Origin of the sequence: Flavobacterium plurextorum (assembly GCF_002217395.1) — a bacterium.
Taxonomy (GTDB): domain Bacteria; phylum Bacteroidota; class Bacteroidia; order Flavobacteriales; family Flavobacteriaceae; genus Flavobacterium; species Flavobacterium plurextorum.
This window is the reverse complement of record NZ_MUHD01000016.1, coordinates 173,538-189,841: the sequence shown is the minus strand read 5'-3', so window position 1 is coordinate 189,841 and position 16,304 is coordinate 173,538. Positions and strand designations below refer to the sequence as shown.

Here is a 16,304-nt window from a genome sequence, read left to right as displayed (position 1 = left end):
TCACAGGATTTTTTGTTTAAAACTATTTCAAGCTTTTACAAATATCTTTCTTCAAAAACTTTTTGATGATGTTTTTGATGTCCAATTATTACAAAACCTAAAGCGCGAACAGAAATCTGATTGTTTGAAGCTGTTCCAATATTTTTAAGCTGTTCTTCAGATAAACTTTTGTAAAACAACAATGTTGAATGTCTCAATGCAGACAATTCTGTCAATAAATCTTGAATACTTCTGTTGTTTGAATTTGTGTTATCAGCGTAATCATTTTCTTCAAAACTCGATAAAGGTGTTTTATCATTTCTTGAAAACCTCAAAGCGCGATAAGCAAAAACACGTTCAGAATCTATAATGTGCTGAATAATATCTTTGATTGTCCATTTGCCTTCTGCATATCGGTAATCAAATTTATCGAGCGGAATATTTTGAACAAATCTTATAAATTCATGTAATGAAATCTCTAATTCCTCTATTAATTTTCCGTCACCAGCTTGTTTGATATACGTGCCAAAATGCCCTGAATATTCATTTTCTACTAATTGATTGCTGTACATTTTTATAAAAATTAAAGGTCTAAATTTAATTTATGCTGAATTTCTGCTTGCGTTTGTATTTCCGAAAAGTGATCTAGTTACAATTTTTTCGTAAACTTTAATCAACTCTTCATTTTTAGCAGTATCCTTATTTAATTCATTAATTCTTAATAAAGCATATTGTTGTATTGTCAACAAAGGCAACACGATACGTTCTCTTATTTGAATCGATGCTATACCATCAGGATAATTTTCCATAAGGGTTTTATGACCGGCAATTTTCAATAACATACGTTTTGTTTCTGAAAATTCGTCGTAAATAATCTGCCAAAATTCACCAAATTCTGGATCATTTCTCATGTAAGCTGTTAATGGTAAAAATGATTTTGCCAACGACATCATACTATTTTCTAACAGCGTTTTGAAGAATAAAGAATTATGATACAAATCACTTACTTTATCCCATTGGTTAGTATCTTCAAAATGTTTCAAAGCAGTACCAACTCCAAAAAATCCAGGTACATTTTGTTTTAGCTGACTCCAAGATCCTACAAATGGAATTGCTCTAAGGTCAGCAAAATCTAATGATTCTGATTTACTTCTTTTTGATGGACGACTTCCGATATTTGTTTTTGAGTAATATTTCAAAGTACTCATCTTTTCTAAATATGGTATAAACTTTGGATGATTCTTAAAGTTTAAATATTTCTCATATCCTAAATCAGCTAATTGAGTTAAAACTTGAGTTTCTTCAGTAGTAAGTTCGTTCTTTTCTTTGCTAAATACTTGATTTGTAACACCAGCACTTAATAAGTTTTCGATATTATAACGACAAGAATCTAAAGTTCCAAAATTAGAACTAATGGTTTGACCTTGAACCGTAATTTGAATTTCGTTGTTTTCAATTTTCGGACCTAAAGAAGCATAAAACTTATGCGTTTTTCCACCACCACGAGCTGGAGGCCCACCGCGGCCATCAAAGAAAATAGCTTTAATTCCGTATTTTCTAGAAATTTCAGTAAGTGAGATTTTAGCTTGATAAATACTCCAATTCGCCATTAAATATCCGCCGTCTTTTGTTCCGTCAGAGAAACCAAGCATTATAGTCTGCTTATTTCCTCTAGCTTGTAAGTGTTTAGAATATTCTGGATTAGTATACAACTGCTCCATAATCGAATGTGCATTTTGTAAATCATCAACCGACTCAAAAAGCGGAATAATATCTACTGTAGGATCTTCCCAATTATTCAAACGAATCATTGCAAAAGTTTCCATTACATTCAGTGCACTTTCATTGTTGCTGATAATATAACGATTGGCTCCCTCTTCACCATTATTTTCTTGAATCGTTTTTATTGCCTGCACAGATTCTAAAGTCGATCTTGTAATTTCATCTTCGAAATTACTTGGGTTTAAATCTCCTTTTACCTTAGATAAAATACTAATTTTTTCGTTTTCCGTTAATTCAAAATAATTTTTTGGAAATACATTTGAATCAGAGTTTAGGTAAAAATTGACAACATCTTTGAAAACGACGTTATGAATTTTACTGTTCTGACGAATATCTAATGTTGCAAAATGGAATCCGAATAAATTGATTTTTACTAAAAGAGCTTCCAATTCATCTAGATATAATGATTGATGTTTTTCAATGATTATACTTCTAATTTTGTTTAACTGGCTTAATAGTTCTTCTAAAGTAATATAAATTTCGCCTTTTGAGTAGAAAACAGAACGATAAAGTTTATGTTCAAGTTCAGCTACTAAAGTATCTACACCTGAGAATGTTAACTTACGTTTAAGGTTTCTCATTTCGACATAATAACACTTTAAAATAGAAGTACGCAAACGTTCTGCTACTTTAAGGGTTATTTCAGTAGTTACAAAAGGATTTCCATCTCTGTCTCCGCCCGGCCAAAATCCTAATTTGATTAATTGATTTTGAATTGCGTTTCCGTTAAGTATATTTTTTTGAAGATAATGTACAATTTCTCCAGATGTAGCGTAGAATACATTTTCAAGATACCAAATCAAACTTACGGCTTCGTCGTAAGGATTTGGTTTTTCATTTTGAATAAAAGGAGTTTTACCAAGTTGAGCCAGTAATTGTTTTATCTGTAATAAATCATTCTGACGAATAGCTTCGGTCAAATCGTTGATAATTCCTAGAACTGGTCCTGGGTAAAACTGAGTTGGATGCGCTGTTAAAACGGTTCTTACATTGAAATCTTCTAGAAACTGAATTAATTCGTCGTCTTTCTCCTTAGCATCTGATTTTTCTTTGATATCTCTCAAAGAACCTCTTCCTTCCATATTGTTTACTTCTGGAAAAGCGGCATCTTCAATTGCATCAAACAATACAATTTGGCGCTCTATATATTGAATAAATCGAAACATTAAGTCGATTTTTTCAGTCTCAGAAGCGTTGTTTAGAAATTTATTTGAAAAGAAATCAAAGATTTCTTTTGGTGTTTCTTGTTTTTTAAAACCTGTTTCGCATGTTTCTGTAAATAATGGCAGTAAAACACCTGTATTATCTATAGAATCAAAAGGTAATGTTATAAAAACACTGTTGTAAATGTGATATTTAGAAAGAACATCTCGATTAAAGCGTTCAATTTTTGGCAACGTGTACATAATTGTGTTGTAGTTGGTTGGTTAATTAGTCATAAAAAAACCCCAAGAATAAACTTGAGGTTATATTTTTAATATAGCATTCAAGAGGAATTCTTACATATTTTTGAAAATAGTATGCATCAAACGCTTCTTGTCGTTAATACTTTCTTCTAATGAAATCATTGTTTCAGTTCTGTAAACACCTTCGATGTCATCGATCATGAAAATAACTTCTTTTGCATGTTTTGTATCTTTTGCTCTAATTTTACAAAAGATATTAAATTTTCCTGTCGTTACAGATGCAACTGTTACGAACGGAATTTGGTTGATTCGCTCTAATACAAATTTAGTTTGAGATGTATTATTAAGAAATACCCCAACGTAAGCAATAAATGAATACCCTAATTTATCGTAATCTAAGGCTAATGAAGATCCCATGATTATTCCTGCATCCTCCATTTTTTTTACTCTAACATGTACTGTACCAGCAGATATCAATAATTTTTTTGCAATGTCAGTAAACGGAACTCTCGTATTGTCTATTAACATATCTAAAATCTGGTGATCTACTTCATCTAAACGAAATTTACTCATAATTCTTTAATTAATATTACTAATTGCTATTACAAAGTATAAAAATATATATAAAAAACAACAAATTCACATAAAAATTAACTTTTTATCAACCCGTTAACAAATTTAATATTTTTATTTAAATAAAAATCTGCTTTTTGATTCAATTTCGGAAAACCACTATAGTCATCAGAATAAACAGCACCATTTCCATCATATTCGTAATGTCCAAAATAATTTTCCAAATCGCCTGCTTCAACTATGTAGGCATTAAAATGAATCTTATTTTCAATCAATTCTTCTTTGTATTGTGCGACAAAATTCGTAATAATTTCGATACCATCATAATTTATTTTGATGTTTTTATACATAAAATCATAAAAAACAGGTTTATTTTGTGAAATATTCAAATAATCATTAATTCTGTTATAAACTAAATCGTTTTCGCTAAGCAGTTTAAAACTTTGAATAAGTGAGAAAAATATGAACTTTCTCGTGATCTCACGCTCATAATCTCCCGCAAAATGTCCTGCCTCAAATAAAATAGTCGGCACTCCTAAAAACTGAAAAGTATCACCAATACAATTTATATTAAATGAATCATCAAATCGGCCTATTTGACCCGGAATGTGTTTTTGTAATTCATCATTGATGCCGGCAATTAGGTTAATTGCTTTTAATCTATTATCGTTTATTTCGCGCTCTTCATTATAAGAAGGTGCTAAAAAAGAGACTGTTGCAGGTTTTCCTGTATCGGCTACACCAAAGATAGTACGCTGATCGTGCAGGTTAAAGCAATAATGTGGTTTGAAAGCTTCAAAAACTTCTCGTAAAACGTTACTTTCCGGTTGTGTTAGATTTTGGGAGTCTCTATTTAGATCTACTTTATTGGCGTTTTCACGTGTATAGAGACGCGCTCCATCGGGATTTAGAATTGGAATACTATAGAATGTGAAAGTATCAAGCAATTTTGCAGCAAACTCAGATTTGCTGTTTAGGACATTTATAAAATCAAAAAGTGCTTTGGTCGTTGTGCTTTCGTTGCCGTGCATTTGTGACCATAAGTAAATACGAGTTTCTCCTGTTCCTATTTCATAACTATATATAGGTTCTCCTAAAACAGATTTGCCAATAATTTTAACTTGATTATCGGTGTTTAGTTTGTCTAAAATTGGCTTGATATGATCTAATGTCAGGTAACGTCCTGAAATAGATTCTTCTTTATTTTGGTTAAATAATTCTTCTAAATTCATTGTCTTTCGATTAGTTTACAAAAGTAAACATCTTTATTTTTACAATTGTAAATTCGTAAAAAGAAATAAAATTCAGAATTGTAAACAGATATTTCAAAGCTTTATGGTCTTTTAAAGTTGAATATTGGATTGAAAATTACAAAAGTTAATTTTCGATATAGAAATACTTATTTTCAACAAGTTAAATTGCCTTGTTTAAAGTGTTAATACTGACTTAAAGTTGTTTATTTAGGTATTTACAGTTGTAAAATTGCTAAATCAAATCAATTTAGTTACATTTGTAAACAAGTTAATTTTAAACTGTAATTTACAATGGTAAACATAGATGATTTTGTAAAACGACTGGAAAGTATACTGGATTATTATGGTTTAAATGCTTCTTCTTTTGCAGATAAAATTGGTGTACAGCGATCAAGTATGTCTCACCTGCTCTCTGGAAGAAACAAACCAAGTTTGGATTTTGTAATGAAAATTTTGGACGTTTTTCCTGATGTAGATTTATACTGGATTTTAAATGGAAAGGGAAATTTTCCAAAATCAGATCATGAAAGCACAATTTCGAAAGCAGATAATTTTGGAGAAAACAGAAATCTAAACTCCCCTTCTCCATCAAATGATAATTTCACAGGTGAAGATTTATTCTCTCAAATTGAATATGAAACTGAAAATCCTCAAACAAAAAAAATAGAGTTAAAGAAAAACTCTAATTTAACTGTTGAGGAAGATGAAATAGAAAAAATAGTCTTTTTCTATAAAAACGGTACTTTTAAAGTGTACACACCTTAATTTGAAATTTTCGCATATTTGAAAAATTTCAAAATTATTTTTGATTTAAGCGATTCTCACGCAATTAAAAAAAATATCGAAAAGTTAGAGTTGAATTCCGTTTTCAGGAATTTTACCTAGAACACCTTTATAGTGTTGTTTTAAAATTTCGAGATCAGCTTCATAATTTCCTGTTGGAAAAAAAGTTTTCCCTAGATTAACTATTTTCTTTCCCCAATCAAAAGCGACTGGAACAATTGGAACATTTGCTTTGAGAGCGATGTAATAAAAACCGCTTCTAATTTCGGTAACGCCTTTTCGGGTTCCTTCAGGAGCAACAGCCAAGCGAAAGATCTCTTTACGGTCAAAAATTGCAGCAATAGAATCTACTTTATTCAATCCGCCTGTGCGATCAATAGGTTCTCCGCCAACGTTTTTGAAGTAATATCCGAAAGGAAATCTAAATAATTCCTTCTTTCCTACCCAATTCATTTGTAAACCAGAGATTCCTCGGGTAAAAAGCCCAATATAAAAATCGTGATTACTAGTATGAGGCATAACCATCAATATACATTTTTTTACTTCGGCGTTCTCCAACCCTGTTATTTTCCAGCCCATTAGCTTGCAAAAGATAAAATTGTATAATTGTTTCTTCATTAAAATTTAATTTTTGCTACAAAATAAAAGATTTAAAATGGTATTTTTGAGTAAAACCATTATAAAATGATTCAAAAACTGTTCAGTTATCTTATACCTATAAATATATTCAAAAAAAAGTCAGCAAGAAGTAAAATAATCGAAGTTACTTGGACAAATGGAGAATTGGTAATCGATTCTGAAAACACAAATTATTCTTATGGAAGCTTACAGCGAATACTAAGGTACGGTCTTAGAAATATTGGATATGATAAAGTTTTAAAAATGGATCATATTCTAGTTCTTGGAGTTGCCGGCGGAAGCGTAATCAAAACTCTTGTTGACGAAATAGAATACAAAGAAAAAATTACGGGTGTCGAAATCGATTCAGACATGATTCAGATTGCAAATGAATATTTTAATCTCAATAAAATTAAGCAGCTTGAAATTGTAATAGATGATGCGTTTGAGTTTGTTTTGAAAACAAAAGACAAGTATGATTTAATTATAATCGATATTTTTGAAGATACTAATATGCCTAACTTCTTGTTTGAAAAGTTCTTCAGTGAAAGAGTCTGTTTCCTATTGAAAAACAAAGGCTTTATTTTGTTTAACACAATGATTCTTGACGAAGCGCATAACATTCGCAATAGAAAATACAAAGCGGAAATAAACGCTGAGTTGTTTACTGCAAAAATGCTGCCTCGTATAGAAGTGCATAATGAAATAATAATAATTGAGAAATTGTCCTAAATCTAATATTCATGAAGTCCCTTATTTCTATTTTAAAATCCTTGCCGCCTGCTAAAGTAATTGATGATGCTATTGATTATTCCAATTATCTTCCGCTCGATTTATCGTCAACGAATATCGAATTGGTAGAAAGTAAACCAGAAAGTGCAGCTGATTTTGAACGTTTTATTACTGATTATTTGAAAGCTAATAATTCTGAAGTAGCTTATGGCGGATATATTGAAGGGCGCTCTTTGTACAAACGCAGTTCGATTTTTAGAAATGATTCAATTCCGGAACGAAATATTCATATTGGACTGGATTTATGGACAAAAGAAGGAACTGCTGTTTTAGCACCTCTTGACGGAAAAATCCACAGTTTCAAAAACAATGCTGGTTTAGGTGATTATGGTCCGACTATTATTTTAGAGCATGAAATTGAAAGTGAAATATTTTATACTTTATACGGACATTTATCGTTAGAAAGTATAGAAAACCTTACTGTTGGGGCTGTTTTTATAAAAGGCGAACAAATTGCATCTTTAGGAAGTTCATTTATTAACGGAGATTATGCTCCTCATGTCCACTTTCAAATTATACGAAATTTGGGAAATTACTGGGGCGATTATCCAGGAGTCTGCAATACGAATGATTTGAATTTTTATATTGAAAACTGCCCTGACCCTAACTTATTATTAAAAATTACTTAAATGATTATGAAGAAAGCAGGATTGATTATATGTTTGTTGTTATTAATTGGATGTAAAACGAAAACGATAAGTCGAGATACAGAAGATTTAAAGATAAAAAAAGTTCCAAGTGCCGAGATTAATTCTCAACAACAAAGAAAAGCTTATGAATTAGGTAAAAGAGTATTAGAAACTTGTAATACATCAAAATTCAAGCCTTTTAATGAAACCGAAGTAACACAGTCTGTGAGAGAAAACACAACTGAAGAACGACTAACTAAAACTTGTACAAGATTTAGACAGTATTACGGAAGTTTTATCGATTTGAAATTAGATGGTGTTTATAAAACTAAGCAAGAAGTAATTTACCGTTATCGTGCTTTGTATACTAAAAAGGTTGCAAACAAAGAACTTCGTGTATTTGTGAACAATGAAAATTTAGTTTCAGCAATAAAGTCAATGGATTGGGATGAGAAGTTTGACTCAAAATTAACCGAAACAATAAAGTAAAATTATGAATTTAAAAATGCCCCTATTTTTATTACTGTTATTCTCAACTATTGTAAACGCTCAGCAAACTATGAGCATTAAAGGTGCTTCTCCTCTTTCTGCAACAAAAACGTATACGTTTATCTGCGAGAAATATGCTTTTACAGGTGAAGCAGATATTCAAGTTGCGAAAACAGATAAAGGCGGTGTTTTAAAAATTACAATTACACCTTCAAATGATAAAGCACGAATTTCTGGCGGTTTATATGTAGATTTGGCAAATGCCGATGTTATTGCTTGTGTCGATAAAAACGTTAAAGAAACTGCAGACGGAAAAATATCATCCTATTATTATTTTACTCCATCGGAATTTGCAAAATTGAAAAAAAACGATATTTATGCTGTTCGTTTTATTATAACCGGAGGTTCTAATGCCTTTGGTAACGAAAATGGGTATTTTACTGCGCATAACAAAATGAACTATTTTTCAACAGCTTATGATAAATCTAAGAAGAGTTATGATACAGCAAAAGAAATAAGTGCCTTATAAATATAAAATTTATTAGAATAAATCTTATATTTATAATCTAATTACAATTTAATATGACTCCTAACGAAGCAGTAATAACAAAGTTCTATACCGCATTTGCTAATTCAGATGCTAAAACGATGTCAGAATGCTATCATCCAAAAGTACATTTTATAGATCCCGCATTTGGTTTATTGAAAGATGAACAAGTATCAAAAATGTGGAAAATGTTGCTGCTAAAAAGCAAAGGAAACATCAAAATTGAATTTTCAGATGTAAATGCTGATGATTTTTCAGGTTCTGCAAAATGGATTGCAACTTACAATTTTAGCAAAACAAATCGTAAGGTAATCAATAAAATTAGTGCAGAATTTGTATTTCAAGATGGTTTGATTATTAAACATGTTGACGATTTTGATGTTTGGAAATGGTCAAAACAAGCTTTCGGACTTACTGGTTATTTACTGGGATGGACTGGTTTTTTTCAGAAAAAAATTCAGCAGCAAGCTTTACTGTCACTGAATAAATTTGAGGAATCCAAATAATTTTACTAACTTAATTTTTTCTTTTGTACCAAAACTGATGTAGTTCTCTGCATTTATACGCCTCTTGCAAAAGTCTAATACTTTGCCCTTCATTATTTTTTAAGTCAATTGTTTTCAATTCTATTAAAAATGAAAGAAATTATACACAAGAGATTAAATCAATTACAAGCTACGGCAATATGTGGAAACGATATTAGTTCTTCCTGCTTGTATGTATCAGCATTAACCATTTTATACGCAGGACAATACGCATGGATTTCATTGCTGATTGTGGCGGTAGTTTTATATCTATTTAGAAAAATTTATGGCGAAGTTGTTGGTGCAATTCCTTTAAATGGCGGCGCTTACAATGTATTACTAAATACATCTACCAAAAAGCTCGCATCGCTGGCTGCCACTCTTACTGTTCTTTCCTATATGGCAACTGCTGTAATTTCAGCTTCAGAAGGAATGCACTACTTACACGGAATCTTTGATGGTGTTAATGTTACAATTGCTACTGTTGTAGTTTTAATTCTTTTTACTTTTCTCGCCATTTTAGGAATTGGAGAATCTGCTTTTGTGGCAGTAATTATATTCGTAACCCATTTAACAACTTTAAGTTTACTCGTTTTAGCGTCACTTTTATATATCGCCATGAACGGTTTAGATGTTTTTCATCTTAATTGGCAGGCTCCTATTGCATTTGGGAATTTAAAAACGGCTCTGTTTTTAGGCTTTTCGGCCGCAATGCTCGGAATTTCAGGATTTGAAAGTTCTGCTAACTTTGTTGAAGAGCAGGAAGCTGGAGTATTTCCTAAAACACTCCGCAATATGTGGGCGATTGTCAGCTTTTTTAATCCTGTTATTGCAATTCTAATTATTGGAGTAATTCCGTTAGCGCAAGTTGGCGAAAACAAAGAATCGCTATTGGCTTTTTTAGGGCAAACAACTGGTGGTTCTTGGCTTGCATGGCTGATTTCTATTGACGCAGTTTTAGTGCTTTGTGGAGCAGTCTTGACTTCATTTGTTGGTGTTTCTGGACTTTTAAACCGAATGACTTTAGATCGAATTCTACCGAATTATTTTTTAAAGCAGAATAAAAGAGGATCACATTATCGTATTGCAATAAGTTTTTTAATTCTTTGTATATCAGTTCTTTTTGCTACAAACGGACATTTAGAATCTCTCGCAGGAGTTTATACATTCTCATTTTTGGCTGTAATGGCGTTATTTGGAATAGGAAATCTGCTTCTTAAATTTAAACGCAGTAAACTTCCAAGGCCTGTGCGGGCACGCGGTATAGCTGTTGTGACCGCAATAATTTTTGTTATTATTGCTTTTATAGGTAATATGGAGCTCAACATCAACGCATTCTATACTTTTTTGAAATACATGGTTCCGTCATTATTGTTTATCGGAATAATGCTGAATCGAGTTATACTTATTAAACTTTTAATTGAAGCTTTAGAATATTTTTATCAGCCATTACGAAAAATGGTGATTTTGAGTAATCGATATTTACAAAAAATGAGTGTTCAAATCAATTCTCAAGAGTTTGTGTTTTTTACCAAAGGTGATGATATTGCAATATTAAATAAAGTCCTGCAATATGTTCAAGGCAATGAAACGACCAAAAAGCTAAAAATAGTTCATGTTAAAAGTGATTCTGTAAACAATGAAGCTTTAATAAAAGATCTTGAAGTTCTAGATCGTGCTTATGATGATATTGATATCGAATATCTTGAAATTCAAGGCGTTTTTGGTCCAGAAATTATAGACGAATTATCTCAAAAATGGAAAATCCCTAAGAATTTCATGTTTATTGGTTCGCCTGGAAATAAATTTTCTTATAGAGTTTCTGATCTTGGCGGCGTACGTTTGATTATGTAGTTCTTTAAATAGTTTAAATAAGAAACCCGATAGATTTTTAAAGTCTATCGGGTTTTTAATATCTCAAAGTTCTTCGTACTAAAATTTAAAAAAACTTGCAGTAAATTAATTCTTAAGATTTAAACCAGCCTTCTACCAATTCATCTTCAAAAGAAGTTGCATTTTTATGAACAAACTCGTTTGTATCTTTATTATAAGAATAGTCTAAAGCCCATTCTTTATGGTTTTTAGCTAACTCTTTAATACTTTCACAAACAAAAGCAATTTCTTCATCAGTTGTAGTTGGGTGAATTGACATTCTAATCCATCCTGGTTTTTTAATTAAATCTCCAATTGTAATTTCGTTTACCAGCTTATTTGAAGTTTCCTGATCAACATGCAGTAAAAAATGCCCGTAAGTTCCTGCACAGCTGCATCCTCCTCTAGTTTGGATTCCAAATCGATCATTTAATATTTTTACACCTAAATTAAAATGAAGATTTTCAATAAAAAAGGAAACAACGCCTAATCTATTTTTATGCTGTCCTGCTAAAATCTTAATATTATCAACAGGTTCTAATTGACTGAAAACAAAATCAACAATTTCATGTTCGCGTTGCAAAATGTTTTCAATTCCCATTTCTTCCTTCAACTCAATTGCCAAAGCTGTTTTAATCACCTGAAGAAATCCTGGAGTTCCGCCATCTTCGCGATCCTCGATATTATCAATATATTTATGTTCTCCCCAAGGATTTGTCCAGCTCACAGTTCCACCGCCCGGACAATCGGGAATCATATTGTTGTATAATTTTTTATTAAAAATAAGAACACCAGAAGTACCAGGTCCTCCTAAGAATTTATGCGGAGAAAAGAAAATAGCATCTAAATAAGCTTCTTCATCTGCCGGATGCATATCAATTTCTACATAAGGTCCTGAACACGCAAAATCGACAAAACAAACACCGTTGTACTGGTGCATTAATTTGGCAGCTTCATGAAAAGGTGTTTTTAAACCTGTAACATTCGAGCACGAAGTAATCGATGCAATCTTTATTGTTCTATCGCTGTATTTTTGTAACAACAGCTCTAAATTATCCAAACTAAAAAGTCCTTTTTCGCAAGATGGAATAATTTCGACATCAGCAATAGTTTCCAACCAAGAAGTTTGATTAGAATGATGCTCCATATGTGAAATAAAAACAATAGGTTTTTTCTCGGCAGGAACAGTCGTAAAGCTTTTTAAATTCTCAGGAATTTTTAAACCTAAAATACGCTGAAACTTATTAATAACACCCGTCATACCGGTTCCGTCAGTAATTAAAACATCATCGTTATTAGCGTTTGTATGACGTTTAATTATATTTCTTGCGTGATGGTAAGCTTTAGTCATCGCCGTACCAGACACAGTTGTTTCAGTATGTGTGTTGGCAACAAAAGGGCCAAATTGATTTAAAAGTTTCTCTTCAATTGGTCTGTAAAGCCTTCCGCTGGCAGTCCAATCTGTATAAACAATATTTTTTTTGCCAAATGGTGACATAAATTCCTGATCTATGCCAACGATATGCTGTCTAAAGTCTTGAAAATAGGTTTCTAGACTGATGGTATTATTTTTGGTATTCATTATTTGTGCCTGTGTTTGACTGCAAATATATTGCTTTTTTATAGAATTGAGAATTTATCAATTATAAACTTCAAATAGTGAGTAAACTTTTAATATCTTTAGTTAAAAAGCTATTTTTTAGATAAATTATCATAATATTCTATCGGATTAATAGGGCATGTAAACTTTAAACTATTTACATTTATGGAAAATTTATCAACAGCCACTTTTGGTGGTGGATGTTTTTGGTGTGTAGAAGCTGTAATTCAGCGTTTAAAAGGAGTTGAAACAATAAAATCGGGATATTCAGATGGTTTTATAAAAAATCCTGCATATCGTGAAGTATGTACAGGACGAACTGGTCATGCAGAAGTGATTCAGGTAACTTTTAATCCTGACATAATTTCATATCATGATTTGATAACTGTGTTTATGACAAGTCATGATCCAACAACCTTAAATCGCCAAGGCGGTGACAGTGGTACACAATATCGTTCGATTGTTTTATATCACAATGACGAACAAAAAGAAATTGCTGAGAAAGTTTTTCAAGAAGTACAATCTGTTTACGCAGATCCAATTGTAACACAATTAAAACCTTTTGAAGTGTTTTATGAGGCGGAAGATTATCATCAAAATTATTATAACAACAATCAAGAAGCTGGTTATTGCCAGTTTGTAATCGATCCGAAAGTTCAAAAACTTAAAAAAATGTATGCTGATAAATTAATTGGCTGATATTTTTTTGACCACAATTTACAGACTAGAAAGATCATTAAAAGTTGTGGCGAACCTATAAAACTCAAATGAAAAATTTAAAAATAAATAATCGATTTACTGCGGAATTGCCTGCAGATCCTGAGACTACAAATGAAGTGCGTCAGGTTAAGAATACTGTATTCTCGTATGTAGATCCTACAAAACCATCGGATCCAAAATTAATTCATGCTTCTGAAGAAGTTGCAGAATTGGTTGGTATCTCAAAAGACGAAATTCATTCTGAAACCTTTTTGAATGTTTTTTCAGGAAAAGAAATTCTTCAAGGAACGCGTCCGTTTGCAATGAGTTATGCTGGACATCAGTTTGGAAATTGGGCAGGACAATTAGGTGACGGCCGTGCTATTAATTTAACAGAAGTTGAAAACAACGGTAAGTTTTTTATGCTTCAGTTAAAAGGAGCAGGAAAAACACCTTATTCTAGAACCGCAGATGGTTTGGCGGTTTTGCGTTCTTCTATTAGGGAGTATTTATGCGCCGAAGCGATGCATTATCTAGGCGTGCCAACTACTCGATCACTTTCTTTAATGCTTTCTGGTGATCAAGTGTTGAGAGATGTTTTGTATAATGGAAATCCAGCTTACGAAAAAGGCGCAATTGTTTGTCGCGTTGCTCCATCTTTTATCCGTTTTGGGAGTTTTGAAATGCTTACAGCCAGAAATGAGCTTAAAAACTTAAAACAGTTTATTGAGTACAATATCAAATATTACTTTCCTGAAATTACCGGCGAGCCAAAAGAACAGTATTTAGCATTCTTTAAAAAAGTGGCTGATTCGACTCGTGAAATGATTTTGCATTGGCAGCGTGTGGGTTTTGTACATGGCGTAATGAATACGGATAATATGTCGATTCATGGAATTACGATCGATTATGGTCCATATGGCTGGTTAGAAAATTACGATCCAAACTGGACACCAAATACTACAGACAGTCAATATAGAAGATACAGATTTGGAAATCAGCCTCAAATTGCACAGTGGAATTTGTACCAATTGGCTAATGCGATTTATCCTTTAATAAATGAAACAGAGCAATTAGAAAAAATCTTAGAATCATTTATGGATGATTTTATTAAAGATTATAAAGCTATGTTTTTGAGTAAGTTAGGTTTGTTTACTTTAAGTGAAACTAATAATTATTTAATTGATGAATTAGAAGCTGATTTACAATTAACAGAAACTGATATGACTATCTTTTTTAGAAATTTAAGTGCTGTTGAAAAATCTGATTCCGTTGAAAAAGCAATTGAAAAAATTGAATTTTCATTTTATAAAATAGAAGAAGTTTCAGGAGAAATTCTAGAAGCTTGGAAAAAATGGTTTTCACAATATCTAGAAAGATTAAAAGCTGAAAATTTATCAGATCAGGAACGTTCTCAAAAAATGAACTCCATTAATCCCAAATATGTGCTTCGCAATTATATGGCGCAATTAGCAATCGATGCAGCAGACAAAGATGATTATTCGTTGGTAAATGAGTTTTATACGCTCTTGCAGAAACCTTACGACGAGCAGCCTGATTATCAAAAATGGTTTGCAAAACGACCAGATTGGGCAAGATCAAAAGTTGGTTGTTCAATGCTTTCTTGCAGCTCTTAAGTTTTATTTAGTTTGCCACGACCCGAGCGATAGCGAACAGGCGAAGTAATTTCACGAATTTACTTTCGAACTGTCACATCGAGCGAAGTCAAGATGCTAACGCGTTCTCGACTTCTCTCGATGTAATAAATCTAATTCCTGGCAAACCTTTATTTAGTACTAATATAATCCATAATCATAGTAGCGTGGATTCTTGAGTTCTCGATAAACCATTTGTGTGTCTGCATTCCGCCGCAGACAACGCCAGCCAGGAATAAACCTTTTACATTTGTTTCCATTGTTTCGGCGTTGTAAATAGGAATCGTTAATTCATCATTTGAAAGTTCAATGCCCATTTTTTCTAGAAAAGTTAAATCTGGTTTATAGCCCGTTAAAGCCAGAACAAAATCATTTTCGATCGTAACTTTTCCGTTTGGCGTCTCAATTTCAACTTCGTTATCTTTTATTTTAGTAATGTTAGATTCAAAATAAGCCGTAATACTGCCCTCAGCAATTCGGTTTTCAATATCAGGTTTTACCCAATATTTTACTCTATTATTTATCTCGTTTTTGCGAATAACCATTGTAACATCAGCACCTTTTCGCCAGCATTCTAAAGCGGCATCGACAGATGAATTATTGGCACCAACGACTAAAACTTTGCGAAAAGCATATTCGTGGGCTTCTTTGTAATAATGACGTACTTTAGGCAATTCCTCTCCTATTACATTCATTTGAATTGGAATATCATAAAAGCCAGTAGCAATAATCACATTCTTTGCTTTGTACAACTTTTTATCTGTAGAAACTATAAAAGTCGAATTTTCGATTTTCTTGACTTCGGTAACTCTCTCAAATAAATTGATATTGAATTTAAAATAGCGATGAATATTTCGATAGTATTCTAAAGCTTCTTGCCTGCCAGGCTTTGGAGCAAGACAATTAAACGGAATGTCGCCAATTTCTAGTCTTTCGGCAGTAGAGAAAAAGGTCATGTACAGCGGATAATTGAAGATACTGTTTACAATAGCGCCTTTTTCTATAATTAAATATTCTAAATTGTTCTTTTGAGCTTCAATTGCACAGGCAAGTCCAATTGGTCCGCCTCCAACAATAATTACATCATATTGATCCGTCATAAA

The 16,304-nt window shown here is 32.0% G+C and carries 16 protein-coding genes; 9 read left to right on the top strand and 7 right to left on the bottom strand.

The window, feature by feature from the left end:
* Positions 1 to 35: 35 nt before the first annotated feature.
* The 4 genes from B0A81_RS09540 to B0A81_RS09525 all read right to left on the bottom strand — a co-directional run bounded on the left by B0A81_RS09540 (position 36) and on the right by B0A81_RS09525 (position 4,972).
* Positions 36 to 551, bottom strand: coding sequence for a DinB family protein (locus tag B0A81_RS09540; RefSeq protein ID WP_089057810.1), 516 nt, complete (start codon positions 549 to 551; stop codon positions 36 to 38).
* Between the two features lie 30 nt (positions 552 to 581).
* Positions 582 to 3,167: a phosphoenolpyruvate carboxylase gene (locus B0A81_RS09535; protein WP_089057809.1), complete on the bottom strand. Its 2,586-nt coding sequence runs from the start codon at positions 3,165 to 3,167 to the stop codon at positions 582 to 584.
* 93 nt (positions 3,168 to 3,260) lie between these two features.
* Positions 3,261 to 3,740 carry an Lrp/AsnC family transcriptional regulator gene (locus tag B0A81_RS09530; RefSeq protein ID WP_007805990.1) on the bottom strand — a complete coding sequence of 160 codons (480 nt, stop codon included), beginning with the start codon at positions 3,738 to 3,740 and terminating at the stop codon, positions 3,261 to 3,263.
* Between the two features lie 77 nt (positions 3,741 to 3,817).
* Positions 3,818 to 4,972, bottom strand: a complete 1,155-nt coding sequence (locus tag B0A81_RS09525; RefSeq protein ID WP_089057808.1) for a M14 family metallopeptidase — start codon at positions 4,970 to 4,972, stop codon at positions 3,818 to 3,820.
* Between the two features lie 312 nt (positions 4,973 to 5,284).
* Between B0A81_RS09525 and B0A81_RS09520 the strand changes: the two genes are divergently transcribed.
* Complete coding sequence (locus B0A81_RS09520) at positions 5,285 to 5,758, top strand: helix-turn-helix domain-containing protein (RefSeq protein ID WP_089057807.1); 474 nt, start codon at positions 5,285 to 5,287, stop codon at positions 5,756 to 5,758.
* Positions 5,759 to 5,842: 84 nt separating this feature from the next.
* Here the strand turns inward: B0A81_RS09520 and B0A81_RS09515 are convergent, their stop codons facing one another.
* On the bottom strand, positions 5,843 to 6,394 hold the full coding sequence (locus tag B0A81_RS09515; RefSeq protein ID WP_089057806.1) for a 1-acyl-sn-glycerol-3-phosphate acyltransferase: 552 nt from the start codon (positions 6,392 to 6,394) through the stop codon (positions 5,843 to 5,845).
* 66 nt (positions 6,395 to 6,460) lie between these two features.
* Between B0A81_RS09515 and B0A81_RS09510 the strand changes: the two genes are divergently transcribed.
* The 6 genes from B0A81_RS09510 to B0A81_RS09485 all read left to right on the top strand — a co-directional run bounded on the left by B0A81_RS09510 (position 6,461) and on the right by B0A81_RS09485 (position 11,229).
* A complete protein-coding gene (locus tag B0A81_RS09510; RefSeq protein ID WP_089057805.1) occupies positions 6,461 to 7,126 on the top strand; it encodes a spermidine synthase in 666 nt (221 codons plus the stop codon).
* An 11-nt stretch (positions 7,127 to 7,137) separates the two neighbouring features.
* The gene (locus tag B0A81_RS09505) at positions 7,138 to 7,815 is read left to right on the top strand and encodes a peptidoglycan DD-metalloendopeptidase family protein (RefSeq protein WP_089057804.1); all 678 of its coding nucleotides are present in this window, start codon (positions 7,138 to 7,140) and stop codon (positions 7,813 to 7,815) included.
* A 6-nt stretch (positions 7,816 to 7,821) separates the two neighbouring features.
* Entirely contained in the window at positions 7,822 to 8,304 is a 483-nt protein-coding gene (locus tag B0A81_RS09500) for a hypothetical protein (RefSeq protein WP_089057924.1), read from the top strand.
* 16 nt (positions 8,305 to 8,320) lie between these two features.
* The gene (locus B0A81_RS09495; protein ID WP_233206971.1) at positions 8,321 to 8,833 is read left to right on the top strand and encodes a hypothetical protein; all 513 of its coding nucleotides are present in this window, start codon (positions 8,321 to 8,323) and stop codon (positions 8,831 to 8,833) included.
* 53 nt (positions 8,834 to 8,886) lie between these two features.
* Positions 8,887 to 9,357 carry a nuclear transport factor 2 family protein gene (locus tag B0A81_RS09490; RefSeq protein WP_089057802.1) on the top strand — a complete coding sequence of 157 codons (471 nt, stop codon included), beginning with the start codon at positions 8,887 to 8,889 and terminating at the stop codon, positions 9,355 to 9,357.
* A 129-nt stretch (positions 9,358 to 9,486) separates the two neighbouring features.
* Positions 9,487 to 11,229 (top strand): APC family permease, encoded by a 1,743-nt coding sequence (locus tag B0A81_RS09485; RefSeq protein ID WP_089057801.1) that lies wholly within the window; start codon positions 9,487 to 9,489, stop codon positions 11,227 to 11,229.
* Between the two features lie 112 nt (positions 11,230 to 11,341).
* Here B0A81_RS09485 and B0A81_RS09480 read toward each other — a convergent pair whose 3' ends face one another.
* A complete protein-coding gene (locus B0A81_RS09480; protein ID WP_089057800.1) occupies positions 11,342 to 12,829 on the bottom strand; it encodes an aminotransferase class V-fold PLP-dependent enzyme in 1,488 nt (495 codons plus the stop codon).
* A gap of 183 nt (positions 12,830 to 13,012) precedes the next feature.
* On the opposite strand from B0A81_RS09480, the gene msrA reads away from it, so the two are divergent.
* A complete protein-coding gene (gene msrA / locus B0A81_RS09475; protein ID WP_089057799.1) occupies positions 13,013 to 13,546 on the top strand; it encodes a peptide-methionine (S)-S-oxide reductase MsrA in 534 nt (177 codons plus the stop codon).
* A 68-nt stretch (positions 13,547 to 13,614) separates the two neighbouring features.
* Positions 13,615 to 15,183, top strand: coding sequence for a protein adenylyltransferase SelO (locus tag B0A81_RS09470; RefSeq protein WP_089057798.1), 1,569 nt, complete (start codon positions 13,615 to 13,617; stop codon positions 15,181 to 15,183).
* 149 nt (positions 15,184 to 15,332) lie between these two features.
* Here the strand turns inward: B0A81_RS09470 and B0A81_RS09465 are convergent, their stop codons facing one another.
* A complete protein-coding gene (locus B0A81_RS09465) occupies positions 15,333 to 16,301 on the bottom strand; it encodes a YpdA family putative bacillithiol disulfide reductase (RefSeq protein ID WP_089057797.1) in 969 nt (322 codons plus the stop codon).
* Positions 16,302 to 16,304 lie beyond the last annotated feature (3 nt).

Excerpts from the sequence above, each read along its gene's own strand:
- B0A81_RS09510 (WP_089057805.1), top strand. The coding sequence starts at position 6,461 with ATGATTCAAAAACTGTTCAGTTATCTTATACCTATAAATATATTCAAA.
- B0A81_RS09485 (WP_089057801.1), top strand. The coding sequence starts at position 9,487 with ATGAAAGAAATTATACACAAGAGATTAAATCAATTACAAGCTACGGCA.
- B0A81_RS09465 (WP_089057797.1), bottom strand. The coding sequence starts at position 16,301 with ATGACGGATCAATATGATGTAATTATTGTTGGAGGCGGACCAATTGGA.
- B0A81_RS09530 (WP_007805990.1), bottom strand. The coding sequence starts at position 3,740 with ATGAGTAAATTTCGTTTAGATGAAGTAGATCACCAGATTTTAGATATG.
- B0A81_RS09480 (WP_089057800.1), bottom strand. The coding sequence starts at position 12,829 with ATGAATACCAAAAATAATACCATCAGTCTAGAAACCTATTTTCAAGAC.
- B0A81_RS09535 (WP_089057809.1), bottom strand. The coding sequence starts at position 3,167 with ATGTACACGTTGCCAAAAATTGAACGCTTTAATCGAGATGTTCTTTCT.
- B0A81_RS09505 (WP_089057804.1), top strand. The coding sequence starts at position 7,138 with ATGAAGTCCCTTATTTCTATTTTAAAATCCTTGCCGCCTGCTAAAGTA.
- B0A81_RS09500 (WP_089057924.1), top strand. The coding sequence starts at position 7,822 with ATGAAGAAAGCAGGATTGATTATATGTTTGTTGTTATTAATTGGATGT.
- msrA (WP_089057799.1), top strand. The coding sequence starts at position 13,013 with ATGGAAAATTTATCAACAGCCACTTTTGGTGGTGGATGTTTTTGGTGT.
- B0A81_RS09540 (WP_089057810.1), bottom strand. The coding sequence starts at position 551 with ATGTACAGCAATCAATTAGTAGAAAATGAATATTCAGGGCATTTTGGC.
- B0A81_RS09515 (WP_089057806.1), bottom strand. The coding sequence starts at position 6,394 with ATGAAGAAACAATTATACAATTTTATCTTTTGCAAGCTAATGGGCTGG.
- B0A81_RS09525 (WP_089057808.1), bottom strand. The coding sequence starts at position 4,972 with ATGAATTTAGAAGAATTATTTAACCAAAATAAAGAAGAATCTATTTCA.
- B0A81_RS09520 (WP_089057807.1), top strand. The coding sequence starts at position 5,285 with ATGGTAAACATAGATGATTTTGTAAAACGACTGGAAAGTATACTGGAT.
- B0A81_RS09490 (WP_089057802.1), top strand. The coding sequence starts at position 8,887 with ATGACTCCTAACGAAGCAGTAATAACAAAGTTCTATACCGCATTTGCT.
- B0A81_RS09470 (WP_089057798.1), top strand. The coding sequence starts at position 13,615 with ATGAAAAATTTAAAAATAAATAATCGATTTACTGCGGAATTGCCTGCA.
- B0A81_RS09495 (WP_233206971.1), top strand. The coding sequence starts at position 8,321 with ATGCCCCTATTTTTATTACTGTTATTCTCAACTATTGTAAACGCTCAG.